Annotated in this window: 18 protein-coding genes; 9 read left to right on the top strand and 9 right to left on the bottom strand. The window is 62.1% G+C overall.

The window, feature by feature from the left end:
- Positions 1–5: 5 nt before the first annotated feature.
- From NKH73_RS19090 to NKH73_RS19070, 5 genes are all read left to right on the top strand, one after another.
- Complete coding sequence (locus NKH73_RS19090; protein WP_352934735.1) at positions 6–962, top strand: alpha/beta fold hydrolase; 957 nt, start codon at positions 6–8, stop codon at positions 960–962.
- 189 nt (positions 963–1,151) lie between these two features.
- The gene (locus NKH73_RS19085; protein WP_352934734.1) at positions 1,152–1,550 is read left to right on the top strand and encodes a GFA family protein; all 399 of its coding nucleotides are present in this window, start codon (positions 1,152–1,154) and stop codon (positions 1,548–1,550) included.
- 139 nt (positions 1,551–1,689) lie between these two features.
- A complete protein-coding gene (locus tag NKH73_RS19080) occupies positions 1,690–1,905 on the top strand; it encodes a hypothetical protein (protein ID WP_352934732.1) in 216 nt (71 codons plus the stop codon).
- 175 nt (positions 1,906–2,080) lie between these two features.
- A complete protein-coding gene (locus NKH73_RS19075; RefSeq protein ID WP_352934730.1) occupies positions 2,081–3,097 on the top strand; it encodes a glycoside hydrolase family 25 protein in 1,017 nt (338 codons plus the stop codon).
- Between the two features lie 197 nt (positions 3,098–3,294).
- Entirely contained in the window at positions 3,295–5,493 is a 2,199-nt protein-coding gene (locus tag NKH73_RS19070) for an esterase-like activity of phytase family protein (RefSeq protein ID WP_352934729.1), read from the top strand.
- Positions 5,494–5,654: 161 nt separating this feature from the next.
- On the opposite strand, the gene NKH73_RS19065 is transcribed toward NKH73_RS19070, so the two are convergent.
- From NKH73_RS19065 to NKH73_RS19035, 7 genes are all read right to left on the bottom strand, one after another.
- Positions 5,655–6,386 carry a hypothetical protein gene (locus NKH73_RS19065; protein ID WP_352934727.1) on the bottom strand — a complete coding sequence of 244 codons (732 nt, stop codon included), beginning with the start codon at positions 6,384–6,386 and terminating at the stop codon, positions 5,655–5,657.
- 303 nt (positions 6,387–6,689) lie between these two features.
- A complete protein-coding gene (locus NKH73_RS19060) occupies positions 6,690–10,460 on the bottom strand; it encodes a vitamin B12-dependent ribonucleotide reductase (RefSeq protein WP_352934725.1) in 3,771 nt (1,256 codons plus the stop codon).
- 625 nt (positions 10,461–11,085) lie between these two features.
- A complete protein-coding gene (locus tag NKH73_RS19055; protein WP_352934722.1) occupies positions 11,086–11,574 on the bottom strand; it encodes an NUDIX hydrolase in 489 nt (162 codons plus the stop codon).
- Between the two features lie 217 nt (positions 11,575–11,791).
- Positions 11,792–12,292: a xanthine phosphoribosyltransferase gene (gpt, locus tag NKH73_RS19050; protein ID WP_352934719.1), complete on the bottom strand. Its 501-nt coding sequence runs from the start codon at positions 12,290–12,292 to the stop codon at positions 11,792–11,794.
- A gap of 148 nt (positions 12,293–12,440) precedes the next feature.
- The gene (locus NKH73_RS19045) at positions 12,441–13,274 is read right to left on the bottom strand and encodes a universal stress protein (protein WP_352934717.1); all 834 of its coding nucleotides are present in this window, start codon (positions 13,272–13,274) and stop codon (positions 12,441–12,443) included.
- 174 nt (positions 13,275–13,448) lie between these two features.
- Positions 13,449–14,192, bottom strand: a complete 744-nt coding sequence (locus tag NKH73_RS19040) for a competence/damage-inducible protein A (RefSeq protein ID WP_352934715.1) — start codon at positions 14,190–14,192, stop codon at positions 13,449–13,451.
- A gap of 326 nt (positions 14,193–14,518) precedes the next feature.
- Positions 14,519–20,860 carry a kinesin gene (locus NKH73_RS19035; RefSeq protein ID WP_352934713.1) on the bottom strand — a complete coding sequence of 2,114 codons (6,342 nt, stop codon included), beginning with the start codon at positions 20,858–20,860 and terminating at the stop codon, positions 14,519–14,521.
- A gap of 270 nt (positions 20,861–21,130) precedes the next feature.
- Here NKH73_RS19035 and NKH73_RS19030 point away from each other — a divergent pair, with 270 nt between their 5' ends.
- The 3 genes from NKH73_RS19030 (at position 21,131) to NKH73_RS19020 (ending at position 23,155) form a co-directional block, all read left to right on the top strand.
- Complete coding sequence (locus NKH73_RS19030; RefSeq protein WP_352934712.1) at positions 21,131–21,499, top strand: Hpt domain-containing protein; 369 nt, start codon at positions 21,131–21,133, stop codon at positions 21,497–21,499.
- 99 nt (positions 21,500–21,598) lie between these two features.
- A complete protein-coding gene (locus tag NKH73_RS19025; RefSeq protein WP_006334837.1) occupies positions 21,599–21,919 on the top strand; it encodes a 2Fe-2S iron-sulfur cluster-binding protein in 321 nt (106 codons plus the stop codon).
- Between the two features lie 207 nt (positions 21,920–22,126).
- Positions 22,127–23,155 (top strand): NAD(P)/FAD-dependent oxidoreductase, encoded by a 1,029-nt coding sequence (locus tag NKH73_RS19020; protein WP_352934709.1) that lies wholly within the window; start codon positions 22,127–22,129, stop codon positions 23,153–23,155.
- A gap of 10 nt (positions 23,156–23,165) precedes the next feature.
- On the opposite strand, the gene NKH73_RS19015 is transcribed toward NKH73_RS19020, so the two are convergent.
- Positions 23,166–24,650: an MDR family MFS transporter gene (locus tag NKH73_RS19015; protein WP_352934707.1), complete on the bottom strand. Its 1,485-nt coding sequence runs from the start codon at positions 24,648–24,650 to the stop codon at positions 23,166–23,168.
- Between the two features lie 277 nt (positions 24,651–24,927).
- Positions 24,928–25,545, bottom strand: coding sequence for a DUF922 domain-containing Zn-dependent protease (locus NKH73_RS19010; RefSeq protein ID WP_352934704.1), 618 nt, complete (start codon positions 25,543–25,545; stop codon positions 24,928–24,930).
- An 84-nt stretch (positions 25,546–25,629) separates the two neighbouring features.
- Between NKH73_RS19010 and folP the strand changes: the two genes are divergently transcribed.
- Positions 25,630–26,472 (top strand): dihydropteroate synthase, encoded by an 843-nt coding sequence (gene folP, locus NKH73_RS19005; RefSeq protein WP_352934701.1) that lies wholly within the window; start codon positions 25,630–25,632, stop codon positions 26,470–26,472.
- Positions 26,473–26,557 lie beyond the last annotated feature (85 nt).

Below are 26,557 nucleotides of genomic sequence, written 5' to 3'. Positions count from 1 at the left end.
CCGATATGTCCAGATCGATGTTTTTCGCCATTTTCGCCTCGGCTGCGGCGCTGTTCGCCGCGCCGGGCGCCACCAAAGCCGAGGAGGCAAAGCCCACCATGACGACCCAAACGACAGTCCTGCCGAAACCGGCAAAATCCGGCCTGCTGCCGATCAACGGCCTGAACTACTATTACGCCGTTTACGGCCAGGGCGAGCCGCTGCTTCTGCTGCATGGTGGTCTCGGCACGACCGACATGTTTGCACCGATCTTGCCGAAATTTGCCGAAAACCGCACCGTCATCGGCGTCGACCTGCAGGGGCACGGCCGCACCGCGCTCGGCGACCGGCCATTGAGCCTCGAGGCGATGGGCGACGACATGGCGGCGATCGTCAAGGCGCTTGGCTACGATAAAGTCGATGTCATGGGCTATTCGCTGGGCGGCGGCGTCGCCTTCCGCATGGCCGTCCAGCATCCCGAGGCCGTGCGCAGGCTGGTCCTGGTCTCGACCGGCTATGCCGCGGACGGCTTCTATGCCGAGATGCGTGGCCAGCAGGCACAGGTCGGCGCGGCGATGGCCGACATGATGAAGGACACGCCGATGTACAAATCCTACGTGGCGGTAGCACCGCGCCCGCAGGATTTTCCGAATCTGCTCGATCAGCTCGGCGCCTATATGCGCAAGGACTACGATTATTCCGCCGACGTGCCGAAGCTGAAGATGCCTGTCATGCTGGCCTTCGGCGACGGCGACATGTACCGGCCCGAGCACGAGATCAAATTCTATCAGATGCTTGGCGGCGGATTGAAGGACGCCGGCTGGATGCGCGAGAACCTGTCGCAGAATCGGCTGGCCATCCTGCCGAACCGCACCCATTACGATGTGTTCTTTGCGCCGGAATTGACAGCCGCCGCGCTGCCCTTCCTCAATGGCGAGACCAAGGTGAAGACCTGGGACGAGATCGTCAGCGAAACGAACTGACGCCTGACAATCGCCTGCAGGCCGTCTTCCGCAAGATGGCCGGCAACGCTTGTTACGCGTCGTGCCTCACCGCACCGCAAGTTCCGCCGGCCGCATCACGTCAACAGATGGCGCCATCAAAGCATTTCAATTGACGCTCCTGTGCCGGTAGCTACCTTGGCGCCCATCTTCAGAAAGAGGGACGCAAATATGGCTAGGTATCAGGGTGGCTGCCTGTGCGGCGCGGTGCGCTACCGCACTGATGCCGCGCCAATCAACGAGCGCGTCTGCCATTGCCGGCTTTGCCAGAAGGCGCTGGGCGCGGCCTTCAACGCCCGCGTGCTGTTCCGCATCGACGACGTGACGACAGAAGGGCCGGTGGCGTTGGTGAATTCCTCGCCCGATCTCAAGCGCGGCTTCTGCCGGGCCTGCGGCACGACGCTGTTTTCCCGGCGCGACTCCGCCGGCATCATCGGCGTCACCTCCGGCTCGCTCGACGATCCTTCGGTATTCAAGCCACAGATGCATATGTGGACCGCTTCGAAGCAGCCCTGGATACAGCTCGACGACGGACTGCCGCAATATGAAGGTGCGCCGCCGCCCGCCTAACCTTTTCCCACAAGGGGAGAGGCAAGGCGCGTGCCCAAATTTTTTCATCCGGGACACGAGATAGCCGGCAAAGCGTCATTGGCGAGCCATCATTGCCACCTATCTATTGCTTGCGGGTCGGCGGTCGAGGAGGCGACGGATGAACGACAGAATCAACACCCTGGATGAGCTTTTGAGCGATCCGATGGTCAAGCTCGTGATGGAGCGTGACCGCGTGCAGCCGGCCGAGCTTCGCACGCTGCTTGAAGAAAAGGTTCGCCGGGCGGAGGATGATGCGCCGGTCAACCCCGGTCGCTTTGTACCGCCAGCCCACATGGTAGCCAAGACCTGCCAAAAACTATGGCTGTGCAGCTAGGCAGCGGTGCCTGACAAGGTCAGCGGTCCTTCGCGCTGTTCCGCCGGCGCTTCGATGAAGAGGCGCTAACAATTTGATTCAAACTTTGTTGGTAATTTCTCGTTAGTAATCTGGACTGGTTTGTCCGGCGGCGTTGTCTTGCCATCGGTCTGTTGTGTTTTGCGTACAGGTCCAGATGCGGTTATCAGGCGTCGTCATCTTCTCGATCGCAGCGCTGTGCCTTGCCGGCTGCACGTCGACGTCCGGCGTCGATGCGCTGCAAGTGCCGTCCAGTGAGACGACCAGCTCGGTTGTGCGGCCGCCCGCGCCGGTGGCCTCGGTCGATGCGGCCGATGCCGCACCCGCCTTCGCTGAGGAAGAGGCGATGGACCAAGCCGTGGCGATGGCCCCTCCAGAGCCTGTGGGAAGCATCGAACCACCCGCCGAGCCGATTGCCCTGGTGGCGCCGAAGCGACTGGCGCGGGCAGCACCGATCCTCGCCGAGCCGGTCCAGCGCTATCGTTTTCGTGACGCCAAGCCGATTAATTTCGGCAAGGCCTCGCCGAGGCACCTGGCCGTTCACGGCGTCGACGTCTCGCGCTGGCAGGGCAACGTGGACTGGGCGAAGCTGCGGGCGCAGGGCGCGAATTTCGCCTATATCAAGGCGACCGACGGCGGCGATCACCTCGACCCGATGTTCAGGAAGAACTGGCGCAATGCCGATGCCGCCGGACTGAAGCGCGGCGCCTATCATTTCTTCTATTGGTGCCGCACCGCAGGCTCGCAGGCCGACTGGTTCATCCGCAACGTGCCGAGGGTCGAGGGCGCTCTGCCGCCGGTGATCGATGTCGAGTGGAACGGCGAATCGAGATGCAAGCGGCGCCCGTCGCGGCAAAAGGTGCTGGAGAAGATGCAGGTGTTCATGGACAAGCTGGAACGCCACTACGGCCAGCGGCCCATCATCTACACCGCGCCCGATTTCTACCGCGACAATCTCAAAGGCGCTTTCCCAGACTATCCGTTCTGGCTGCGCGCGGTGGCACAGCACCCGTCGAAGGTCTATCCCGGCCGCAAATGGGTGTTCTGGCAGTATTCCGGCTCCGGGCTGTCGCACGGCGTGAAAGGCCGCATCGACCTCAACGTCTTCCACGGCGACGAAAGAGCCTGGCGGAACTGGGTTGGCGGGCGGCAGATGGTGGCCGAGGCGGAGTAGGGGGCCGGCTGGAGCATCCTGCTGCTCGCGCCTGCGGCGGTACTGATCGCACCGCACAAAGCCGCATTTGCAGGCCAGCATGACGTGAATATTGACGACCCTGACCGCCTGTCGCGGAACTGTCATGGATCTGTCATCGCATTGAAATGTCGCTCCTCCAAAGCAGGTGGCTTCCATTCGAACAGGAGACGCCACCCGTGCCCCGCCATTCCGCGCTTTTCGTCCTGACGGCAGCGCTTGCTGCCTCCGTTTCCCTGCCGGCCTATGCCGACATGATGTTCAACCGGGTCGCGAGCTTCGCGGTCGCCAGAAACCTCCCGGCGGACGTCGAGAAGACCACGCCGACTTCGTCCGAGATCATCACGGCCAGCGAAGACGGCATGACGCTGGTCTATTCCGACAGCCCGCTCGGCGCGGTCGGCTTCATCGATCTCGCCGATCCCAAGGCGCCCAAGGCGGGCGGCATCGTCAAGATCGACGGTGAACCGACCTCGGTCGTTGTCCTCGGCGGCAAGGTGCTGGCCGGCGTCAACACATCGGAGAGCAAGGCCAAGCCTTCGGGCAACCTCACCGTCATCGACCTTGCCTCCAAGGCGATCGAAAGCACCTGCGACCTCGGCGGCCAGCCGGACTCGCTGGCGCTGAGCAAGGACGGCAAGTTCCTGGCCGTCGCCATCGAGAACGAGCGCGAGGAGGAGCTGAACGACGGAGAAATGCCGCAGATGCCGGCGGGCGACCTCAAGATCTTCGCGCTTGCCGAAGGCCAGCCTGACTGCGCGACGATGAAGACCGTGAACCTGGCGGGCATTGCCGAAGTCGCGGCGGAAGATTCAGAGCCGGAATTCGTCACCTTCAACGAGGCCGGCGAGATTGCGGTTACGCTGCAGGAAAACAATCACATCGCCATCGTCAATGCCGAAACCGGCGCGATCGTCAGCCACTTCTCCGCAGGCTCGGTCACGCTGGACAAGATCGACACCAAGAAGAACGGCGCCCTTTCCTTCGACGGCAAAATGGAAAACGTCGCGCGCGAACCCGACGCCGTGAAATGGCTCGACAATGACCGTCTCGTCGTCGCCAACGAGGGCGACTACAAGGGCGGCTCGCGCGGCTTCACAATCTTCAGCAAGAAGGGCGAGGTTCTCTACGAATCTGGCCCGTCCTTTGAGTACGAGGTCGCCAATGCCGGCCATTACCCCGACGACCGCAACAAAAAGGGCGTCGAGCCGGAAGGTCTCGATACTGGCGCCTTCGGCGAAGACAGGCTGATTTTCGTCGCTTCGGAGCGCGGCTCCGTTGTCGGCGTCTACAAGGACACCGGTGCTGAGCCTCAGTTTGTCCAGATCCTGCCGTCCGGCATCGGCCCGGAAGGCCTGGTCGCGATCCCGTCGCGCAATCTCCTGGTCACCGCCAACGAGGCCGACCTGGTCGAGGACGGGCTCGCCCGCTCGCATGTGATGATCTACGAGCGCTCCGAGGGTCCCGCCACTTACCCGATGATCACGGCAAAGCTTACGGCAGACGGCACGCCACTCGGCTGGGGTGCGCTTTCGGCGCTCGCGGCCGGCGACGCTGCCGGCAAGCTCTTCGCGACGTCGGACTCGTTCTACGCCAACGCGCTCTCGATCTTCGAGATCGATGCCACGCAGACGCCGGCGCTGATCACCGGCAAGACCATCGTCACGCGTGGCGGCCATCCTGCACAGAAGCTCGACATCGAAGGTCTTGTCGCCGACGGTGAAGGCGGCTTCTGGCTGGCCAACGAAGGCGATCCGGCAAAGCTCGTCCCGCACGCCATCCTGCGCGTCGACGACAAGGGCGAGATCAAGCAGGAAATCGGCTTCCCGATGGAATTGCTCGCCCACCAGACCCGCTTCGGCCTCGAAGGCATCACCACCATTGGCGAGGGCGACGACCTGACGCTGGTGATGGCAGTGCAGCGCGAATGGGCCGACGATCCGAAGGGCCAGGTCAAGCTTTTGGCCTACAAGCCGAAGGCCAAGGAATGGTCGGCGGTGCGCTACCCGCTCGAAGCGACCGAAGCCGGGTGGATGGGCCTGTCGGAGATCACTGGGCATGAAGGCAAGCTCTACATACTCGAACGCGACAACCAGATCGGCGACCTTGCCAAGGTGAAGCGCGTCTATTCGGTGACGCTCGACGCCTTCAAACCGGCCAAGCTCGGTGGCGAACTGCCATTGGTCGAAAAGACGCTGGTGCGCGACATCATCGGCGACCTGCAATCAGCCACCAACGGCTATGTCGTCGACAAGGTCGAAGGTTTCACCATCGACAAGAACGGCGATATTTTCGTCGCCACCGACAATGACGGCGTCGATGATTCATCCGGCGAAACGCTGTTTTTACGCTTGGGCAATATCAGCGCCGTGAACTGAGCGCCCCCTTGACCAACAGCCGCAGCGTCTTCGCTGCGGCTGTTCTCATTGGCGACAAACGCGGCGGTTTCCGCGAAACGTAGTTGCCAGCAGGTCCTCCGTGGCGGCGCGGTCTTGCATTCTCCCACAACGACGGGAGAAGGTGGAGCGTTGCCGGATGATTATTTAAGCCGTTTCCGACTAGCCACTTCGTCAGCAATTAGCCTCGCCCGAATTGACTGCCATCTGTCTGCAATCTCTTGGCACGAAGCTGCCAGCAGCTTTCTGCGTTGGCTGAAACTACCAGGTGCAGTGAAAATCTTCTGCGCAAACACATCAATCACAAAACAGAATTCTGCGCGTGGTTCTCCGGCATCTTGGAAACATTCCTCCGCATACCAATGGAGAAGTGCCCCATGCAGCGCCGAAGTTTCTGTCGACAATGGTAGAGTCTTGCAGAGATAAGGTTTAATCAAGCCGAAGCCAAATTCCTTCTTTCCTGTCTGTGGTACCTTGGCCGAGTTTGTCGGTCGGACGCTAACAGAGACACCGCCGAGAAAGAACTTTGGTTGGCTATCTGAAATGCCGTTTAATTTTGCAGCAGTAGGTAGCTTGGCCAAGCTCATAGTGCGGCAAAGTTCAATTGCATCATGAGCTGTAAGAAGCCTTTGTTCATCGTGCGAGGTAGCAGGTTGGCGCGACAGCAAGGCCCTGTCGAGCTGAGACAGTCGGCTGTCATCCTGACCGTGAGTTTCAATGAAATGCATCATTGCGCGCTCAATCTCATTGTAGCGCGTGTCGAGGAGGAAGTTCTTGGGTCTGATGATATCTTCAATGATCGCAGTTCGTCGGGTGGATCGAGCGAAGCAATACTCAATCAATTTATTGGCGCTGATTTGCGGTTCGGTTTTCATAATGAGAAGGCCTTTCTGGAGCCGTTAAAAGTCACACTGCTACCGATGCCTTCTCGACTCCTAGATCAGAATCTCCATATAATAACCTTGCTACAGGAGATGGGATTCTGATCTCGTCGCCCCGCGTGGGCCTCGGCTTATTCCGCGGTATCCAAGGCCGGCCAAAAGGGCCGGCCTTGGTGTTTTCAGAGGATGCTACATAAAGACATCCTTATGCGCTCGTACCCTTTTTGTTCCTTTTGCTATTTCGGCCCGATCTTGCGACCGGGCCGACCATGTTACGTTTTTAGGTATGCAGATTCCTCAGCTGCACCCGCTCGTAGCCCCACAAGTATCGCACTTCTCACATGTCCCGTTCCGGACCATGGTGAAGTTTTGGCATTCGGAGCAGGAATTACCGGTGTAGCCCTGGAGGAGCGATTTGGCGCGGCGGTCGGCGGCCAGCTTCTTCGCCTCGGCCGCCTCGAGGGCTGCGGCATCGGTGAACAGCGCCGCCGTGGCATCTGAAGCCGCCTCCTCGAAGGCGATGTCCTCGATCAGCTCTTTTGCCCGCTCCTCGTAATCGCGCTTGTAGGCGGTGGCTTCGTCGCTGGCCGGCTTCAGCGCCAGCACGTTGGAGCCGGAGAATGCCGTCGGCGCGGAGCGGGCACTGGGCGAGCCCGAACCGGCAAAGCCCTTCGGATCGTTGCCGCTCACCCTCGACACCAGTTTCACCGGCGAGGCGCCGCGGGTCAGGCCCTTGGAAACGGCGTCGGTCTTGCCTTCGCTGATTCCGCGGCCAAGTGCCGTGTTGGAAAAGTCCGACTGGTCGACATGGGCGAGGTCGTTGCGGCCGAGATAGGAGATGGCGAGCTCGCGGAACACGTAGTCGAGGATCGACGTCGCGCTCTTGATGGCGTCGTTGCCCTGCACCATGCCGGCCGGCTCGAACTTGGTGAAGGTGAAGGCGTGCACATATTCGTCGAGCGGCACGCCATATTGCAGGCCGAGCGAGATGGCGATGGCGAAATTGTTGAGAAGGCCGCGCAAGGTCGCGCCCTCCTTGTTCATGTCGATGAAGATCTCGCCGAGACGGCCATCGTCATATTCGCCGGTGCGCAGGAAGATGGTGTTGCCGCCGATCTTGGCCTTCTGCGTGTAGCCTTTGCGGCGGCCGGGCAGCTTTTCCTGCTCGCGCGACACCCGCTCGACGATGCGCTCGACGATCCGTTCGGTGATCTGTGCCGCGCGTGCCGCCGCCGGTGCGGCGATCAGCTGCTCGACGGCATCGTCCTCGTCGTCTTCGACGTCGGCAAGCAGTGAGGCGTTGAGCGGCTGGGAGAGCTTCGAGCCGTCGCGATAGAGCGCGTTAGCCTTCAGCGCCAGCTTCCACGACAGCATGTAGGCGCCCTTGGCGTCTTCCACCGTCGCGTCGTTCGGCATGTTGATGGTCTTGGAAATGGCGCCTGAGATGAAGGGCTGGGCCGCCGCCATCATCTGGATGTGGCTGTTGATCGACAGCGAACGCTTGCCGATCTTGCCGCACGGGCTGGCACAGTCGAACACGGGCAAGTGTTCTGCCTTCAGGAACGGCGCGCCTTCCAGCGTCATCGCACCGCAGACATGGATGTTGGCGGCTTCGATGTCCTTCTTCGAGAAGCCGAGCGCCGGCAGCATCTCGAACGAGAAATCGTTGAGCTGCTCGTCGGTGAAGCCAAAATTCTCCTTCACCCAATCCGCGCCCAGCGTCCACTGGTTGAAGACGAACTTGATGTCGAAGGCCGACTTCAATGCTGCATTGAGTGCCGCGATTTTGTCGTCGGTGAAACCCTTTGCCTTGAGCGAACCGGGGTTGACGGCAGGCGCCTGGTTCAGATTGCCGTGGCCGACTGCATAGGCTTCGATCTCGGCGATCTGGCTTTCCGAATAGCCGAGCGTGCGCAGCGCTTCCGGGACGGCGCGGTTGATGATCTTGAAATAGCCGCCGCCGGCCAGCTTCTTGAACTTGACCAGCGCGAAGTCGGGCTCGATGCCGGTGGTGTCGCAATCCATGACCAGGCCGATCGTGCCGGTTGGCGCGATCACGGTTGCCTGCGCATTGCGGTAGCCATGCTCCTCGCCGAGCTCGATGGCGCGGTCCCAGGCAGCCTTGGCATGGGCGGCAAGCTCCGGCTGCTTCAGGTCGGAGGCGACCAGCGGCACCGGATTGACGGCGAGCTTTTCGTAGCCGTCCTTGTCGCCGTAAGCAGCACGGCGATGGTTGCGCATGACGCGCAGCATGTTCTGCGCGTTGCGGTCGTAGTCGGGGAAGGCGCCGAGTTCGGCGGCCATTTCGGCCGAGGTGGCATAGGCCGTGCCGGTCATGATTGCAGTGAGTGCTGCGCAGATGGCGCGGCCCTCGTCGGAATCATAGGGAATGCCCGAGGTCATCAGCAGGCCGCCAATATTGGCGTAGCCGAGGCCGAGCGTGCGGTATTCGTAGGAGAGCTTGGCGATTTCCTTCGACGGGAACTGCGCCATCATGACGGAAATTTCGAGCACCATGGTCCACAGCCGAACCGTATGCTCGTAGGCTGATATATCGATGGTGCCGTCGGCGTTGCGATAGGGCAGCAGATTGATCGAGGCCAGGTTGCAGGCGGTGTCGTCGAGGAACATGTATTCCGAGCACGGATTGGACGCCCGGATCGCACCGGCCGAGGCGCAGGTGTGCCAGTCGTTCATCGTCGTGTTGAAGTGCAGGCCCGGATCGGCCGACGCCCAGGCGGCATAGCCGATCTTTTCCCACAGGTCGCGCGCCTTCAGCGTCTTCAGCACCTTGCCGTCCTTGCGGGCGGTGAGGTGCCAGTCGGCATCCTCTTCGACGGCGCGCAGGAAATCGTCTTTCAGCGAGACCGAATTGTTGGAGTTCTGGCCCGAAACGGTGAGGTAGGCATCCGAATCCCAGTCGGTGTCGTAGGTCTTGAACGACATCGAGGTGTAGCCCTGCTTGGCGAACTGGATGACGCGGTAGATGTAGTTCTCCGGAACCCCGTCCTTCTTGGCCAGCTTGATCTCGCGCTTCAGCGCGGTGTTGATCGCCGGATCGAAGCAATCGTCGTCCTGGCCTTCGCAGTTGATGCAGGCCTTCATGATCGCTTCGAGGTGCTTCTTCACGATCTTGGAGCCGGTGACCAGCGAGGCGACCTTCTGCTCCTCATTGACCTTCCAGTCGATGAACTCCTCGATATCGGGATGGTCGGCATCGACGATGACCATCTTTGCGGCGCGGCGCGTCGTGCCGCCCGACTTGATGGCGCCCGCGGCGCGATCGCCGATCTTGAGGAAGCTCATCAGGCCGGACGAGCGGCCGCCGCCGGACAGCTTTTCGCCTTCGCCGCGCAGGAACGAGAAGTTGGAGCCGGTGCCGGAGCCGTATTTGAACAGGCGCGCCTCGCGCACCCACAGGTCCATGATGCCGCCTTCATTGACGAGATCGTCCTGCACGCCTTGGATGAAGCAGGCATGCGGCTGCGGGTGCTCGTAGGACGACTTCGACTTGGTCAGCTTGCCGGTGAACGGGTCGACATAGAAATGGCCCTGGCTCGGGCCGTCAATGCCATAGGCCCAATGCAGGCCGGTGTTGAACCATTGCGGCGAGTTTGGCGCGACGCGCTGGGTGGCCAGCATATAGGCAAGCTCGTCACGGAAGGCGCGGGCATCTTCTTCCGATTTGAAATAGCCGCCCTTCCAGCCCCAATAGGTCCAGGTGCCGGCGAGGCGATCGAAGACCTGGCGGGCATCGATCTCGGAGCCGTAGCGCTCGGCCTCGGGCAATTTTGCCAGTTCGGCCTCGTCGGCAACGGAGCGCCAGAGGAAGGAGGGGACGTCATTCTCCTCGACCTTCTTCAGGCGTGCCGGCACGCCGGCCTTGCGGAAATATTTCTGCGCCAGGATGTCGGCGGCAACCTGGCTGAACTGCGCCGGCACGTCGATATTGTCCAAGCGGAACACCACCGAGCCATCCGGATTCTTGATCTCCGAAAGCGCCTTGCGGAATTCGATCTCCGCGTAAGCCGATTGACCCTGCTTGGTGAAACGACGCTCGATGCGCATTGGCCCTTTTCCTTTTGTCTATATATAGCGCTTTTCCCCGGGGATTTCTGCCCCCAATGCGAAACGCGCATGTCCGCCGTCTGCCGGCGTTCAAAAACGGCCGGCTCCTTTTCACAGCCTCCGCCCGCCCTGCTGGTCGACCTCCTTGCGAAGGTGCCGTCCAACGCGCTGACGAACCCTGCGGGTCCCTCAAGACTGAAACTTTTTTGCGACTCCCTCAATCGAGGGAACTTCACACTATCTAGCGTCGAACTTACCTGCAAACACTAAATATAGTATTAACAGACAATTTATTCCAGTCCGACAATTTTCCCTTTTCGTCTCCCCAAGCCCACCAATCCCAACGCTTCCGCCGGCCTCGTAACCAGGCGGAAATGCGGGCAAAACGCACAAAATCCGGGAAAAAGACCGGGCTCAGAACTTTCCGGTCGCGCTCTCAACAGGAGCGCATGGCCTATAAAAGGCGACTCGTTTTGCGCCGTCAAGGATTCGTTTGCGTAGCTTTTGTGACCCCAACATCTTGTGTGTCACACATGTGGATAACGGGGATAGAAAGTGGCGTGCAAGATTTCGATTTTGCTCGCGCGCAGGCGACGCGGCTTTGGCTGTTGGGGCCTAGTCCAACTCAGGAGAATTGGCGCGGGTCGGCACAGAAATAGGCAATGATCTGGCAAAGGTCCGGTTCGTTGACCATGCGCACCGCCTCGGCGGGGCTGACCCATTTGCGGGTGCGCGACCGCTTTTCCTTCCACCGGTCGGCGATCTTGTCGACCTGCAGCGGAAACACCAGGACTTCGCAAGGCACTTCCTCGCCGGAAGACAATGCCTTGGCATAGAAATAGCGACCGGCTTCGTGGTGGGAGATCGTGCCGCGCAGTCCGGCTTCCTCGCCGGCCTCGCGCGCCGCCGCCTCGCAAAGCAGTTCCTTGGCCTCAGGCCAGCCTTTGGGAAGCACCCAGCGGCCGGTATCGCGGCTGGTGATCAGCATGATCTCGATGCCATGTCCGGTATCGCGCCAGGGCAATGCTGCAACCTGCAGGCGGCACGGCGCCGCACCGAAGAGCCGCTGGACCCTTTCGGCCAAATGGTTGTGCGTTGCTGGCGTCGTCAACATCGGAGAAGCTTGCCCCAGCCTCCAGAATCATCTGCCGTCTCGTGAATCTTACGGCTAATCATAAGCAATAAAAGTAAAAAACCTCATACGGGGTGGTTAACCACGACAAGGCGCGTCGATTCAGGAAATATCGTGCGCCGCGGCGTTCTTTCAAGAAGTGGTCGCCAGCAGGAAGTGGCCGCCCGGCTATCCCAGGAGAACAAGCACTTGCCGCGAATCAGCCGACGTGGTCGTCGGCGATCGGCTTCTGGTAGGTGAAGCCCATATCCCACGGAAAATAGATCCAGGTGTCCTGGCTGACTTCGGTGACGAAGGTATCGACTAGCGGCCTGCCTTTCGGCTTGGCGTAGACGGTGGCGAAATGCGCCTTGGGCATCATGGCCCGCACGATGCCCGCGGTTTTGCCGGTGTCGGTGAGATCGTCGATGATCAGCACGCCGGCGCCGTCATCGGCGAGCAGTGCAGGCGTGACCTCCTTCAGCACCTGCAACTGCCCCTGGCTGGTGTAGTCGTGGTAGGAGGCGACGCAGACCGTCTCGATGATCCGGATCCCGAGTTCACGCGAGATGATGGCAGCCGGAACCAGCCCGCCGCGCGTGATGCAGACGATCGCCTTCCATTGGCCTTTGTTGGCGCCGGCAAGCCGCCAGGCGAGCGCACGCGCGTCGCGGTGGAACTGATCCCAGGAGACGGGAAAGGCCTTTTCGGGAAGGGACATTTTTCTGCGCACTCCGCAGCGCGCAAAAAATCGCGCGCAGACACTTGAGGGAATGCGCGCGGAATTAACTGGAAAGCCTAGGTGTTGGCAAGTGGCGGCGGCGAACGATCCCTGTGGACGCGCCCAGCGTGGACTTATCCTTGTGGGCCTACCGCGACAGGAAGGCTGCCACCGGTACCGTGCGCAGCACCGTGCGCGTGACGCCGCCGAACAGAAGCTGGCGCAGCCAGGAATGGCTGTAGGCGCCGAGCACGAGCAGGTCGGCGCCGGTTTCGGCAACCCTGGTCTGGATCACGTCGTCGACCGAGAGGCCGCCCGATTGCAGGACCGAGACGCTGACCGTGGCGCCATGCCTGGACAGGGCAGCGGCGATTTCGGCGCCGGCCGCCTCCGGCGCCGCGTCGAGCGTATCCGGTGGGTCGATGACGACAACATCCGTCTTCTCGGCCTCGATAATGAAGGGAAGGGCGTCGAAGGCGGCGCGCGCGGCTTCCTTGCTGCCGTTCCAGGCGAGCAGCACATGCTTGAAACTGGTGACGAGCGGGCCCGAATGCGGCACGACCAGCACCGGCCGGCCGGCGTCGTAGACCAGCGTGTCGACGTCGGCGCTCGGATCGCCGCCCGACTCGCGCTGCGCGGCGATGATCAGGTCCGCGGTGCGGACGGTCGGGATACCGGTCAGCGCGCTGTCTCCGGAAAAGCTCTCAAGGCTGCGCCATTCGAAGGACAGGCCGGAATCCTCGATATGCCTGAGGAAAAGCGCGCGCAATTTTTCGGCACGCTCCTTGTTCATGTCGGCTGAAACCTGCAGGAACTCAGTGTCGGGAAAGCCGGTGGCCGAGGTGTAGGGGACAGGAAGCGCTTCGGCATGAATGCCGATGAGATGGCTCTCGAACTTGTCGGCGAGCGGAATGGCACATTCTAGCACGCGCTCCGCGTCCTGTTCGTTCTGCAGTATGGCGACGATGGTCTTGAATCGCATGGTAAATCCCTCATTTTACGGCGATCGAAACTCGCCCGCGAGAAACGTCACAGTACCATGCTTGGTTCCGGCCTGATGCGTGTCGCAAAGTCCGCAGCGGTTTGGGACAGCGACATGCATGAAACAAGAACCTAAAGCGCGTCGCATGGATTCCTTCAGACGACGCACTTTAGCTCAACTGGCCGCGCTGGCGAGGCCTGCGACCATTGCCTCGACGTCGGCGCGGGCGGCCTCCAGCGCTTCCTGGCTGCGGGCACGGATGACCAGCTCAGTCCAGAATTTGCCGTCGCCATATTTCGGGTAGGACCCGATGATCGTATCTGGATGCGCCTTCTGGATGTCGCCCAGCGGTCCGCCGACAAGGCCTTCGCCAAAGGGACAGTGCACCGTGGCCGACAACATTATGGTGCCGGCCTTCAGCGTCGGCACCACATTGTCGAGCATCGCCTGGAAAATCGATGGGACGCCGGCCATCACATGGACGTTGCCGATGCGAAAACCCGGCGCGATGGACACAGGATTGTCGATATGGTCGGCGCCGCGCGGCATTCGTGCCATGCGCTTGCGCGCCTCGGTGTATTCGATACCGCGCGCGGCGTAGCTCGCTTCCAGCATGGCATAGGCCTTGGCATCGTATTCGCAGGGCACGCCGAAGGCCCTGGCGATCGAATCCGCGGTAATGTCGTCATGCGTCGGACCGATTCCGCCGGTCGTGAAGACATAGGTGTAACGGGCACGCACGGCATTCACCGCGGCGACGATCTCGCCTTCCTCGTCGGGAACGATGCGCACCTCCTTCAGGTCGATGCCGATCGCCGTCATGATGTCGGCGAGGTGGCCGATATTCTTGTCCTTGGTGCGGCCGGACAGAATCTCGTCGCCGATGACGAGCATGGCGGCGGTAACGATTTCAGGCATGGGAGACTCCGGCAAACGTCGACCTGAAGCAGATAGGGTCGCCTGAAGCAGACAGGATCGCCTGAGGCAGACAGCGGTCGCCTGAGATAGCGCGGCAGATGGCCGGCGGCAATGCGGTATTGATGGCGCTGCCGCAGCAGAGCAATTGCTTCAGGTTTGCGCTGCCCGTCACTGCCTTGCCGGGTGTTGCTATACGAGAGAAGGTCCCGGCAGGCGGAGGCGGTGAGGCGGCGCGGCCGACGACATGCAGTGAACATCACGTAACAAGCTTGCTGCCCGGGGGAAACAAGAGGCGGGCCGAGGCCCGCCTCTTGTTTGGCGCCCGATCAATGCAGACGGCCGCTGGCGTGGGCAAGCATCGTGTAGACCTTGCCGGTGTCCGATGTCAGGTAAGTCTGCGCCATCATGTTATCGCGGTCGTTGCGCGACACATCCTTGAGCAGCTTTTCGAAATCATCGCAGTAACGGTCGACGGCGGCGCGGAATTCCGCCTCCATCTGGTATTTGCGGCGGATCTCGTCGAAAGTCTGCTGGCCTTTCAGTGTGTAGAGACGCCGCGTGAACACGTCACGCTCGCCGCGCCGGTAGCGGTTCCACAGCTCGATCGAGGCATCGTGATCGATGGCGCGGGCGATGTCGACGGAGAGCGAGTTGAGCGACTCCACGACATGAAGCGGCGAGCGCTGGGCAGGTGCCGAGCGTGGCGCTTCTGAGGGCGCCGCGGGCTTGGTGACCTCTTCGCGAGATGCCCCGGTCAAGAGATCGCGCACCCAGCCGCCCTGCGGCGCACGGCCGGGGTCGCGCTGGCGCGGCGCCGTCTCAGCCGGGCTTTCCAGGTCGAGCGTGCCACGCAGTGCGGTGTCACCCGATGGCGCCTGCGGGGCGCGAGGTTCCGGTTGCGGGGCCGAAGGACGGCGCTGCGGTTCAGCGGCGCGCGCGGCAGGCGCTTGCGGTGCTGGACGCAGATTGCGCGGCTCCGAGGAGTCGGTGCTGCGACCCGATTTCGCAACGATTTCAGAAAGTTCCTTCAGCGCGTTGATCTGCTCGGAAACGGCGCGGCGGATGGCCGTGGTCGATTCCTTTGCCTCTTCAGGCATCTCGATGACGCCCTTCTTGAGCTCGGCGCGGGTGAGGTCGAGCTCGCTCTTGATCGAGCCGGCGGTGCGTCGCATCTCCTCGGTCGCGTCGGCGAAGCGCTTCGTTGCCGAATCGACGACGTCGGAGATGGCGGTACGGATCTTGTCCGCCGATTCCAGCGTCTTGCCTTCGGCATTCTGCAACGTCTGGCCGACCAGGGTCTCGAACGAGCGCATGACCTTTTCGAGATCTTCCGATTTCTTGACCAGGCCGACGGCCAGGTCCTCAAGCGACGACTGCCTTTCCAGCGTGTGTTCGAGGTTGCTCTGGGCCGAGCTCAACAGGTCCGAAGCACTGGACAGCAGACGGCTGTGCTCGTCGAACTTGGTGGCGATCGAGGCGACCTCGCGCAAGGTGGCAGACGACAATTCGGTAAGCCGTGTCGTATTCGAATCGACCAGGCGCGCCGAACTAGCGAAGGTCTGTGCGGCTTTTTCGGTCGTTGCCGCGAAGCTCTGCGTGCTGCCGCTCAGGCGCTCGTCGACCTGGCCCAGATTGGCCGCCGCCTGCTCGATCAACTGACCGAGCTGCGCGCTGGAGCTGCTCATGCGGCCGATGAGATCAGCGACACTGTCGGCAAGCGTCGAGCGCGCTCCTTCGACGGCCGACAATGTTTCGGCCGTGCGGCTGGCGAGCGCGTCGACCAAGGCGGCGTTTTCGCTGCGCAGTTTCTCGGTGGCGCGTTCGGTGACTTCTTCCATGCTCTTTTGCAGTTCTGAGCCACCCTGGGCGAAGCGCTCGACCAAAGGCCGTGCCGTTTCGTCGAGGATCTTCGAGATTTCCGCCGAACGCGCCGCAAGCATGGTGTTGAGCTCGCGGGTGTTGGTGCCGATCGTCTTCGCCGCATCGTTGGTGCTCTGGCCGATATGCTGGCCGACAGCGGTGAAGGTTTCCGCGATCGAATTGGCGCGCGAAATGAGTTGCGCCTCGGCGGTCGAAACCTGCTCGTTGAGCTTCTGGCCCAACGTCTCGGTGGTGTAGGCGAGACGGTTCTCGACGTTGGCAACCTGCTCCTCGACGCGAGCCGCCGCAGCCGCGGCGCTGGACGCCAGGCGCTCGTCGGCGCCGGCCAGCGCCTGCTCGATTTCGCGGGCATGGACGGCAAGTTCCTGACCGGTCTGCCTCGCACGTTCGGCAACCCGCTGCTCGGTGCTGGCAAATGCCCCCACGATGTTCTCGGTATGCTCTCCGATCGTCGACGAACTGTCGGCGATGCGGGACACCAGACGGTGATCCGCCTCGTCGAAGATACGGCCGATCTCGGATGCGCGGGCCGACAGCGCTTCCGAACCTTCGGCAATGCGCGACATCAGCTGCTGATCGGCGGCATCGAAAATGCGGCCAAGGTCGGATGCCCGAGCCGCGAGCGCTTCGGCCGATTCGCCGATGCGTACGCCGAGCCGTTCGTCGGCGCCTTCGAAATTGCGCAGGATGTCGCCGGCGCGTGCGGCCAGCGACTGCGCCGTTTCGACTGCGCGGGCAACCAGCTTCTGGTCCGCCGCATCGAATGTGCCGGCGATCTCGCTGGCACGGACTGCCAGCTGGTCGGCTGTTTGCTGGGCGCGCGCCAGCAACGAGTTCGACGTATCGTCGACACGGGCGATGATTGCGCTCGATGTATCCTCGGCGCGGGCAATGAGCGCGCTTGACCTGTCCTCGGCACGTTCGGCGAGGCGGCGGTCCGCCTCCTCGAAGGTGCGGGCGATATCCTCCGCTCTGGCGAGCAAGGCAGCCGAAGTCTGCTCGGCACGCTCGGCGATCTTGCGGTCGGCGTCGCTGAACGCCGCGCCTGCCTGTTCATGCAGCGCGCTGGTGACTTCCATCACCTTTTCACGCAGCGCTCCTGCAACGAAGACGGCGCTCTTTTCGAGCACGCTGCGGACGTTGTCGACACCGGTCGACAGCGCGCGCTCCATGGTTCCGGCGCGCTCCTCGATGATGCCGGTCTGGCGGCTGAACGCCCGCTCGATCTTTTCGACATCGGCGGCAATGGCATCGGAGATGTCGCTGCTTCTGGCGGCGATCTGGTCGATATGACCGGACAAGGAACGGTCGACTTCCTTGCGTGTGTCGGCGAGTTTGGAGAGATCGTCCTCCAGCGCGCGGGTCAGCGCGTCACGGCCTTCGGCCAGCTTGCCGACATGCCCGGCGATGATCTCGTCTACGTCGCTGCGGCTCATTGCGATTTTCTGCAGATCTGCTTCCAGCGCACGTCTGAGGATGTCGCGCCCTTCGGCCAGTTTCTCGACTTGGCCGGCAACCAGCCCGTCGATGCTCGACCGGCTCTCAGCCAGTTTGGCGAGATCGTCTTCGAGCGCCTTCGACAGGGTCGAGCGATCCTGGATGAGCTTCTCGGCGTGGCTGTTTACAAGGCCGTTGACGCTGCCGAGATCGGTCTCCAGCGCCCGAGCAAACTGTGCCCGGTTGTCGGTCAGCTGCTGCGACTGGTCGGCGACGACACCCTTGATGGTATTTAGGTCTGCTTCCAGCGCACGTCTGAGGATGTCGCGGCCTTCGGCCAGTTTCTCGACCTGGCCGGCAACCAGCCCGTCGATGCTCGACCGGCTTTCCGCCAGCTTGGCGAGATCGTCTTCGAGCGCCTTCGACAATGTCGAGCGCTCCTGGACGAGTTTTTCGGCGTGGCTGTTGACAAGATTGCTGACGGTGCCGAGATCGGCCTCGATCGCACGGGCAAACTCTGCGCGGCTGTCGGTCAACTGCTGGGACTGGTCGGCGACGACGCCCTTGATAGTGTTGAGGTCCGCTTCCAGTGCGCGCCTGAGGATGTCGCGCCCCTCTGCCAGCTTCTCGACTTGGCCGGTCACCAGCCCATCGATGCTGGAGCGGCTTTCCGCCAGCTTGGCAAGATCGTCTTCGAGCGCCTTCGACAGGGTCGAACGATCCTGAGCAAGTCTGTTCATATGGTCGGAGATGAGGCTGTTTACGCTCTGCAAATCGGCTTCCAATGCCTGTGAGAGCTGACCACGGTCCTCCGCCAGCCTTTCCGACTGGCTCGATATGACGTCCTTGATCGTGTTGAGATCGGATTCCAGCGCGCGCTTGAGGATGTCGCGGCCTTCGGCAAGCTTCTCGACCTGGCCGGCGACCAGTCCGTCGATGCTCGACCGGCTTTCCGCCAATTTGGAAAGGTCAGCCTCGAGCGTCTGCGAAAGCAGGCTGCGATCGTCGGCGAGCCTGCCCGAATGGTCCTCGATTAGGCCTCGGATGCCGGAAAGGTCGGTTTCGAGTGAGCGCGAAAGCTGCGTGCGATCTTCCGCCAGCTTGGCGGAATGGCTCTCGATGAGCCCCTTGATGCCGATAACGTCTGCTTCCAGCGCCTTGGCGAGTATGGCGCGACCTTCGGCGATCTTCTCGACCTGGCCGGCGACCAGCCCGTCGATGCTGGCGCGGCTGTCGGCCAGCTTGCCGAGATCGGCTTCGAGAGCGCGTGAAAGAATGCTGCGGCCTTCGGCGAGCTTTCCAACATGGCCGGCAACCATTTCATCAATAATCGTACGGGCTTGTACAAGTTTTCCGGAGTCTTCGTTCAAAGCCTGTGAAAGCCTGTTGCGGCCCTCTTCGAGTCTTTCGAGATGGCTGCCGAGCGAAGCATCGATGGTGGCACGCGACTCGTTGACCTTGCGCAAATCCTCTTCGAGAGCGCGCGAGATCAGGTTGCGGCCTTCGGCAAGCTTCTGCACCTGGTCGGTGACCGCTGCGTCGATGCCGGCGCGGCTTTCGGCGAATTTCGCCAGATCGGCTTCCATTGCCGCCGCCATGCGTTCGCGGCTTTCGGAAAGCTTGCGGCTGTGGTTCTCGACGGCTTCCTCGATGCCGACGCGGGCATCGGCAAGCCGCTGGATGTCGGCGTCGAAGGAGCGCGACACCACATGACGGGCCGCTTCCATGCGCCCGGCGAAGTCACCGGCGCGCGCTTCAAGCATAGACGAGGTCGACGAAACGATGTCGGCCATGTCGGCGCCGATCTGGGTCTTGCCCTGATCGATCATCGCCGACAGCGTCTCTTTGCTTTCCTGGAAGGTATGGGCGATTTCGCGCGCGCGCTCGACCAAAGTCTCGTTGATCTGGCGTGCGCGGGCCTCGAGCGCGGCGTTGAGCTTCTGTGTGCCGGTGTCCAGCGCTTCGGCGCGGGTTTGGAATTCGCTGATCAGCGCCTGGCCGCGCTCGGCCAGCGTCCGCTCGATGCCGTCAAGGCTGGCTTCGAATTCGGAGTTGAGCGTGCGCGCGGCACCACCAAGCAGCGAAACCATGCCGGAGGTCCGATCGTCGAGCAGATCGGTCAGCGACCGGGTGAGGCCGTCGGTCGTGTCCGTCAGCTTGGCAATGCGTGTATCGAGGAGACTGGCGAAGGCTTCGCCGGAGGTCGACAGCCGGTCCGTGATCGATTCGAGACGGCCTTCCACCGAATCGAAGATCGACATCGAGCTTTGGTTGATCCTGTCGATCAGCGTGTCACCTGAGTTGGTGATGGTCATCGACAGGTTGGTCGAGGCGTTGAGGATGCTGTCGCGAATGATGTCGCTGGCAGCCCCGATTTCGTCCTTCAGCGTCTCGTGCGCGCCGGTGATCGAGGCACGCACGCGTTCGGCGTGGGTGACCACCGCTTCGCGCTCGCTGCCCAGCCCGTCGACAAGCGAGCGGATGCGGGATTCATTCTCGGAGTAGGAGCGCTCGATCTGGTTGACTTCGCTGTGCACGAGGGTTTCTAGCTCGACGGCACGCGCAAGCGTACGCTCGATGCCTTCGCCCATGGCCGCCACCTCGCGGCGAACCGCCTGCCCGATCATCATGACGCGATCCTGGGCTATATTTTCCGGCTCGGTGAGGCGGAAGGCCACTTCCGTCATCGACTGAGCGGCGATGCGCATTTCCTGCGCGCGGCGGATCATGGCTGCAAACGCCCAGAACAGGAGGAGGGGCAAAATTGCAGCAGCCGCCAGGCCGATCAGTTCGGGACGGGCGAAAAACTGGTCGGGCGTGCGGATCTGCCAGATGCTTGGTCCAAACAGCATATTGGCCAATGCACCGGCACCGGCGATCCAGGCGAGCGAAACGAGCGCCACGACCCAGTAGATCGTGTTGGAAGCACGCCGATTGAGGGTGTGCAGCAGCGTTTTGTAATCTTTTTGACGGGGATCATTGGCTGGCGTGAAACCAGCCGGCTGCTGGCCATTGCGCGTTTCCACAGGGCGCAGTTCAGCCGGCTTGGCCTTTGCAGCGGGCTTTGCCTGGTCCTGGTCCTGGTTGGTGACGGGCTCCGCCTTCTGGCTCTGGTTCGCGACGGGCTCGACGTTCGGGCTTTGACTGACGACAGGCTCGGCATTCTGGTTGCGGCCTTCGCGCGCCAGCTCGTCCGCAGCCTGCGATATCTGGGCTTCCAGATCTTCCATCGACGCCGCGATATCGAGATCGCCGCCGACGTCCCCGCTCAGGTCGATTTCAAGTGCTTTTTCGAGTTCCCTGGCTACGTCGCTGTCGAGCGTTCTTGCCGTCGTTGTTTTCTTCGCCATGCCTTCGCTACCCTGTACAAGCTGCCGCGGGACTTATGATTCTGCTTGTCGTGTCCCACGCAAGAGGCTGAAAATGGACCTGTCGTATCGTAATGACACACCCGGGTAAAGAAAACATGCATTCGGTGCGATACGTAAAACTTTAAATATAAGGTTAACAGAACCGTGATTCCGGCGCCGCTATCGCGACATTTTTCCGGGCCAATCATTAACCCGTTGTGCACAGGATGCGCCTAGTTTTTTCGGCTGGAAGAATGGAGTTGCAGATTCATGCGTGGCGATAACGGCATTGCCTTTTCGATGCCCGGCGGTGACGTATCGGGAACGGCTGGGTCGCGGCCGGTGGACTTGGCGCATCTCGCGCGCCAGACGATGGGCGACCGCAGCCTTGAACAGGAGGTGCTGGCGCTGTTCGTGCAGCAGGCGCTTTCCGTTCGCGATAAGATCGTCGATGCCGATGTGAGCCAAAGATTGCTTCTGGCGCATGGGCTGAAAGGCTCGGCGCGCGGTGTCGGCGCTTTCGCTATCGCCGACTGCGCCAGCGCGATCGAACATCAGCCTGAAGACACCAACACCCTCAAGCGGCTTGGTTCGCTGATCGAAGAAGTCCGCGATTTCGTCGCCGCCGTCAGTCGTTAAACCCATTTCCGAAAAAACGGCATAGAACGCCGCTTTCGCGCGGCAGTTGACTTGTCTGCCGGAGTGATTATCTCGGCTGGGACTTCCTTCAGGTGACAAATGACCAAGCTGACCTTCATCGCCCATGACGGCACACATTTTGACGTGGATGCCGAAAACGGCTCGACCGTCATGGAGAACGCGATCCGCAACGCCGTGCCGGGGATAGAGGCCGAATGCGGTGGCGCCTGCGCCTGTGCGACCTGCCACGTCTATGTCGACGAGGCATGGACGGCCGAGGTCGGCGAGCCGGAAGCGATGGAAGAGGACATGCTGGACTTCGCCTACGACGTCCAGCCGAACTCACGGCTCTCCTGTCAGATCAAGGTGCGCGACGCTCTCGACGGCCTGGTTGTGCGCGTGCCCGCCCGCCAAGGCTGAAGAGTGAAGGCTGAAGCGCGGGTATATGGCCGATTTTTCTGGCCCCCGCTTGGCAGCGGGCCAATGGTCATGCAGTGTCGCGCCGTTCTCTACAGCGTCGCGCGCCTCTTGGACACGCAAAGGACGGCTGTAGCACCGTGATCTGGCGCATGGTCCTAACGGAAATCGATTCTGATTTTCGGGGTCATGCGCATCAAAGGCGCATTCATGACCGATATCACCAGAACGGACGTATTGATTGTCGGGGCAGGGCCTGTCGGCCTGTTCGCCGTGTTCGAACTCGGCCTCTTCGACATGAAGTGCCATCTGATCGACATACTCGACCGGCCCGGCGGGCAATGCGCCGAACTCTATCCAGAAAAGCCGATCTACGACATTCCCGGCTGGCCGTCGATCTCGGCGCAGGGGCTGGTCGACAAGCTGCTTGAGCAGATCGCGCCGTTCAAGCCCGACTTCACCTTTAACCGCATGGTCTCGAGCCTCGAAAAGCTCGATGACGGCAGCTTTCGCGTCATCACCGACGAGAACGAGGTGTTCGAGGCCAAGGTTGTGGTTATCGCCGCCGGCGGCGGCTCGTTCCAGCCGAAGCGGCCGCCGATCCCGGGCATCGAGCTTTATGAAGGCAAGAGCGTTTTCTACTCCGTTCGCCGGATGGAGGAATTTCGCGGCCACGACCTCGTCATCGTCGGCGGCGGCGATTCGGCGCTCGACTGGACGCTGAACCTGCAGCCGGTGGCCAAGAGCGTGACACTGGTCCACCGACGGCCGGAATTCCGCGCGGCGCCCGACAGCGTCAACAAGATGTACGCCATGCAGGAGATGAAGGAACTGGATTTCCAGGTCGGGCAGGTGACCGGCCTGACCGGCGCCGACGGCCAGCTTTCCTCCGCGACGATCAAGGGACCGAACGGTGACATCGAGGTGCCGTGCACGCGGATGCTGCCGTTCTTCGGCCTGACCATGAAGCTCGGGCCGATCGCCGAGTGGGGGCTCAATCTCCACGAGAACATGATCCCGGTCGATACCGAGAAGTTCCAGACGTCGGTGCCGGGCATCTTTGCCGTCGGCGACATCAACTGGTACCCCGGCAAGCTGAAGCTGATCCTGTCGGGCTTCCATGAGGTCGCCCTGATGGCGCAGGCGGCCAAGCGCATCATCAGCCCCGGCGAGCGCATCGTATTCCAGTATACGACCTCGTCGACCAGCCTGCAGAAGAAGCTCGGCGTCGCCGGCTGACACTCCACTCTTACTCAACGAGAATCGGCCCCTCGGCCTCGGGATGGCCGCGCAGCGGCTTCTCCGGCATCAGGCCGAGCGTGACAAGCGATACGAGCAGCGTCGCCGCGGCGGCAAGAAAGATCATCACGAACGGGGCGGCCGATGCGATATGGCCGGCCGTCGGCGCGCCTTCGCTGGCCAACGGCAGACCGTAGCCGAGCGCGACCGTGCCGAGCATGGCGACACCAAGCGCGCTGCCCAGCGAGCGAAGGAATGCCAGCACGCCGGTCGCGACACCCAGATGCGGGCGGTCGACCGCGTTCTGGACCGCTACGGTGACAACCGGGAACGTCGTCCCGGCACCCAGCCCTATGCAGGTCGTCAGAATCTCGACAACCACCAGCGAGGCCTGGCCGGCGACAAGGCTGAGCAGGCCAAGACAGGCTATGGCAAAGATCGTTCCCGCCACCGCGATGCGCTTGTAGTGGACAAAGCGCGGTATCATGCGGCCGCTGAATGTCGCGCCTGCGACGGTGCCGAGCAACAGCCCGAGCATCGCGATGCCCGAATTGCTGACCGAGAGACCAAGGACAGACTGCAGATAGACGGGCAGGTAGACCGCCAGGCCGACATTGGCGGCCTGCAGCAGGAACATCGAAAGCGTGCCGGCAAGCACGATCGGATTGCCGAGCACTTCGAGCGAGATCAGCGGTTCGGCCGCGCGCATGAGCCGCAGCGCAAACGCGCCGCTAAAGACAGCCGAGCAGGCGAGCAATCCAAGGATTTCGCGCGACGACCAGGGGTAGGCGCTGCCGCCCCAATTCAGTGCAAGAAGCAATAGCGCGGTGGCCACGACAAGAAGCAGCGCGCCGAGGCCGTCGATGCGGTGATGCTTTGCGGCGACCGGCAGCTTCTTGAGCGGCTTGTCGATGATCGCCATGGCCAAAAGGCCGAGCGGGATGTTGATCCAGAAGATCAGCGACCAGTGCAGATGTTCGGCGAAGGTGCCGCCGAGCAGCGGCCCGGCGATGCTGGCAACCGCCCATGTGCCTGCGATCCAGGCCGCATAACGTGCGCGTTCGCGCGGTGGAACGAGATCGCCGATCACGGTTTGCGCCAGGGCGAACAGGCCGCCACCGCCGGCGCCCTGGATCGCCCGTCCAACGACCAGGACGAGCATGTTGGGGGCCATGGCGCTGACAAGCGATCCGGCGAGAAAGATGAGGATTGCCGCATAGACGGTCGGCCGGCGGCCGTAGACGTCGGAGATCTTGCCGTAGAGCGGCGCCGTAGCGGTCGCGGTCAGAAGATAGCCGGTAACGATCCACGGCAGATATTCGGCATGTCCAAGCAAATGCGCGATGGTCGGCATTGCCGGCGCGACGATGGTCTGGTCTAGCGCCGCCAGCAGCATTGACAGCAGCACGCCGCCGATGATGGCATTCTTTTCACTTTCCGTCAGCGGCGACGCCTCTACCGGCGCCGTGGCCGCTTCGCTGACAGCTTTGTCCATCGATCCACTCCGTCCGCCGCTGGCGACACTGTTTCCAGAGGAAGAGCCGAGGCCGTCCTTCTAAGCGCCGGTGGCGGCGACAGGCCGGAAATCGGACCCTCTGAACGGGGCTGTGGACCTCGTCGGGGCAACGGGGCTTCGGATCCCGCGAGGCGGGATCGCCGGGCTACCGACCGGCATGCGCTTCGTCTAACAGCGGCGTGGCAATAGCAGGCGATCCCCGACGTGTCGAGGCGAAGGCCCTGCCAGTGCCTAAATCGTTACCGTCTGGCGCAGGCTAGCCCGGCAGCCGGCCGTTCTCGATGCGCTCCATGCGATAACGCAGCAGCCTGAGGATGCGGCTTTCGAAATTGATGCTCTCGACGCGATCGAATTGCACCTGGGCCCGATCGTGCTTGGCAAGAATTGCGGCGGCTATCTCCGCAGCCTTGGTCTTGGCCTCCTGGCAATTCTTCCGCGGGTAGGTCGCCTTCAGCGCATCCTCGAGTTCGCGGGCATGGTTCTTGGCGATCTCGACATGGCGGTCCTCATGGCGCTTGATGTCGGCGGACAACGTATCCCAGAACAGCCTTACGCCCGCATCGGCCTTGCGCGAGCGGCGCCACTCGGGAAGGATCACCTTGACCTTGACGATGACGTTGGCGTCGGCAATCCGGCAGGAATTCGATTTTTCCGCGTAGCTGACGCGAGTGGTGAATGCCATCTGTGTGGCGCCGGGATGCCGCATCCCGGTGCTTTTCACTTGGGGGCCGAGTTTCGTAAGCTGGGTTCCGATGTCGTCGAGCGTTCTGCCGCCGATGCTGAAGTAGCTATATGTTTTTACCAGACTCGCCGTGCCCGCCGGCAAGGCGGAAAAAGCGAGCATCAGGGCACAGAGCAGGGAGCGTTTCATCATGTTGCCTCTTTACCCACCTTGCGTTACGGCCGTTGCCGACGCAACGGAATTGATCTGTGATGGATCACACATGGTTGATGGACAATGACGACAAGGGGATGGCAGCTGGCGCATGGGGCCCGTCTCGACCTTGGCGGCAAGGCTGTGATCGTCGGTATTCTCAACGTCACGCCGGACAGTTTTTCCGACGGGGGGCTGTTCGTTGCGCCCGAACAGGCGATCGCCCAGGCGCGCCGGATGGTGGAAGAGGGGGCCTCTGTCATTGACGTCGGCGGGGAATCGACACGCCCCGGTGCATCTCCCGTAACCATCGAGGAAGAGCAGGCCCGCGTGCTGCCGATCATCGAGGCGCTCGCCAGATTTGGCAAGGCGCTGATTTCGGTCGATACCTATCGCGAGGACACCGCCCGGCTTGCCGTCGCCGCCGGCGCTCATGTCGTCAACGATGTCTGGGGCCTGCAGCGCGAACCCGGCATCGCGCGGGTCGCGGCCGAGACCGGTGCCGGGCTTATCATCATGCACACTGGGCGTGACCGGCAGAAATTGCCCGATGTGATCGACGATCAGTTTTTCTTCCTCAGGAAATCACTGGAAATCGCGCGGCGAAGCGGCGTTGCCGACGACCAGATCGTGCTCGATCCGGGCTTCGGCTTCGCCAAGGAAACAGCGGAAGAAAACCTCGACCTGATGGCACGGTTTTCCGAACTCGGTGCGTTGGGTTTTCCGCTGATGGCGGGCACATCGCGAAAGCGCTTCATCGGCGCCGTCACCGGCCGCGACGCCTCGGCCAGGGGCGCCGGAACAGCGGCGACGAGCGTCATCCTGAGGCTCAAGGGCGCGCAGCTATTTCGCGTCCACGATGTCGCAATCAATGTCGATGCGCTGGCGCTTGCGGATGCTATGCTGGCGCGCGAGACCAATGCATAAGCGCGAAAACCGAAATCGATTTTTGCGAGATGCTTAGATTAAAAGCGTTAGAGCGTAATTTGTCCGCCCACATGGACGCACGTCG

This window comes from Mesorhizobium sp. M0938 (assembly GCF_040319125.1).
In the GTDB taxonomy this organism is placed as follows: domain Bacteria; phylum Pseudomonadota; class Alphaproteobacteria; order Rhizobiales; family Rhizobiaceae; genus Mesorhizobium; species Mesorhizobium robiniae.
Note: the sequence above shows the minus strand (reverse complement) of the source record. Positions and strands in the feature narration are given on the sequence as shown.

Bases quoted from the DNA above. Each gene is read 5' to 3' on its own strand.
- NKH73_RS19085 (WP_352934734.1), top strand. From the start codon at position 1,152: ATGGCTAGGTATCAGGGTGGCTGCCTGTGCGGCGCGGTGCGCTACCGC.
- NKH73_RS19015 (WP_352934707.1), bottom strand. From the start codon at position 24,650: ATGGACAAAGCTGTCAGCGAAGCGGCCACGGCGCCGGTAGAGGCGTCG.
- folP (WP_352934701.1), top strand. From the start codon at position 25,630: ATGACGACAAGGGGATGGCAGCTGGCGCATGGGGCCCGTCTCGACCTT.
- NKH73_RS19060 (WP_352934725.1), bottom strand. From the start codon at position 10,460: ATGCGCATCGAGCGTCGTTTCACCAAGCAGGGTCAATCGGCTTACGCG.
- NKH73_RS19020 (WP_352934709.1), top strand. From the start codon at position 22,127: ATGACCGATATCACCAGAACGGACGTATTGATTGTCGGGGCAGGGCCT.
- NKH73_RS19030 (WP_352934712.1), top strand. From the start codon at position 21,131: ATGCGTGGCGATAACGGCATTGCCTTTTCGATGCCCGGCGGTGACGTA.
- NKH73_RS19080 (WP_352934732.1), top strand. From the start codon at position 1,690: ATGAACGACAGAATCAACACCCTGGATGAGCTTTTGAGCGATCCGATG.
- NKH73_RS19055 (WP_352934722.1), bottom strand. From the start codon at position 11,574: ATGTTGACGACGCCAGCAACGCACAACCATTTGGCCGAAAGGGTCCAG.
- NKH73_RS19010 (WP_352934704.1), bottom strand. From the start codon at position 25,545: ATGATGAAACGCTCCCTGCTCTGTGCCCTGATGCTCGCTTTTTCCGCC.
- NKH73_RS19040 (WP_352934715.1), bottom strand. From the start codon at position 14,192: ATGCCTGAAATCGTTACCGCCGCCATGCTCGTCATCGGCGACGAGATT.
- NKH73_RS19035 (WP_352934713.1), bottom strand. From the start codon at position 20,860: ATGGCGAAGAAAACAACGACGGCAAGAACGCTCGACAGCGACGTAGCC.
- NKH73_RS19090 (WP_352934735.1), top strand. From the start codon at position 6: ATGTCCAGATCGATGTTTTTCGCCATTTTCGCCTCGGCTGCGGCGCTG.
- NKH73_RS19065 (WP_352934727.1), bottom strand. From the start codon at position 6,386: ATGAAAACCGAACCGCAAATCAGCGCCAATAAATTGATTGAGTATTGC.
- gpt (WP_352934719.1), bottom strand. From the start codon at position 12,292: ATGTCCCTTCCCGAAAAGGCCTTTCCCGTCTCCTGGGATCAGTTCCAC.
- NKH73_RS19045 (WP_352934717.1), bottom strand. From the start codon at position 13,274: ATGCGATTCAAGACCATCGTCGCCATACTGCAGAACGAACAGGACGCG.
- NKH73_RS19075 (WP_352934730.1), top strand. From the start codon at position 2,081: ATGCGGTTATCAGGCGTCGTCATCTTCTCGATCGCAGCGCTGTGCCTT.
- NKH73_RS19025 (WP_006334837.1), top strand. From the start codon at position 21,599: ATGACCAAGCTGACCTTCATCGCCCATGACGGCACACATTTTGACGTG.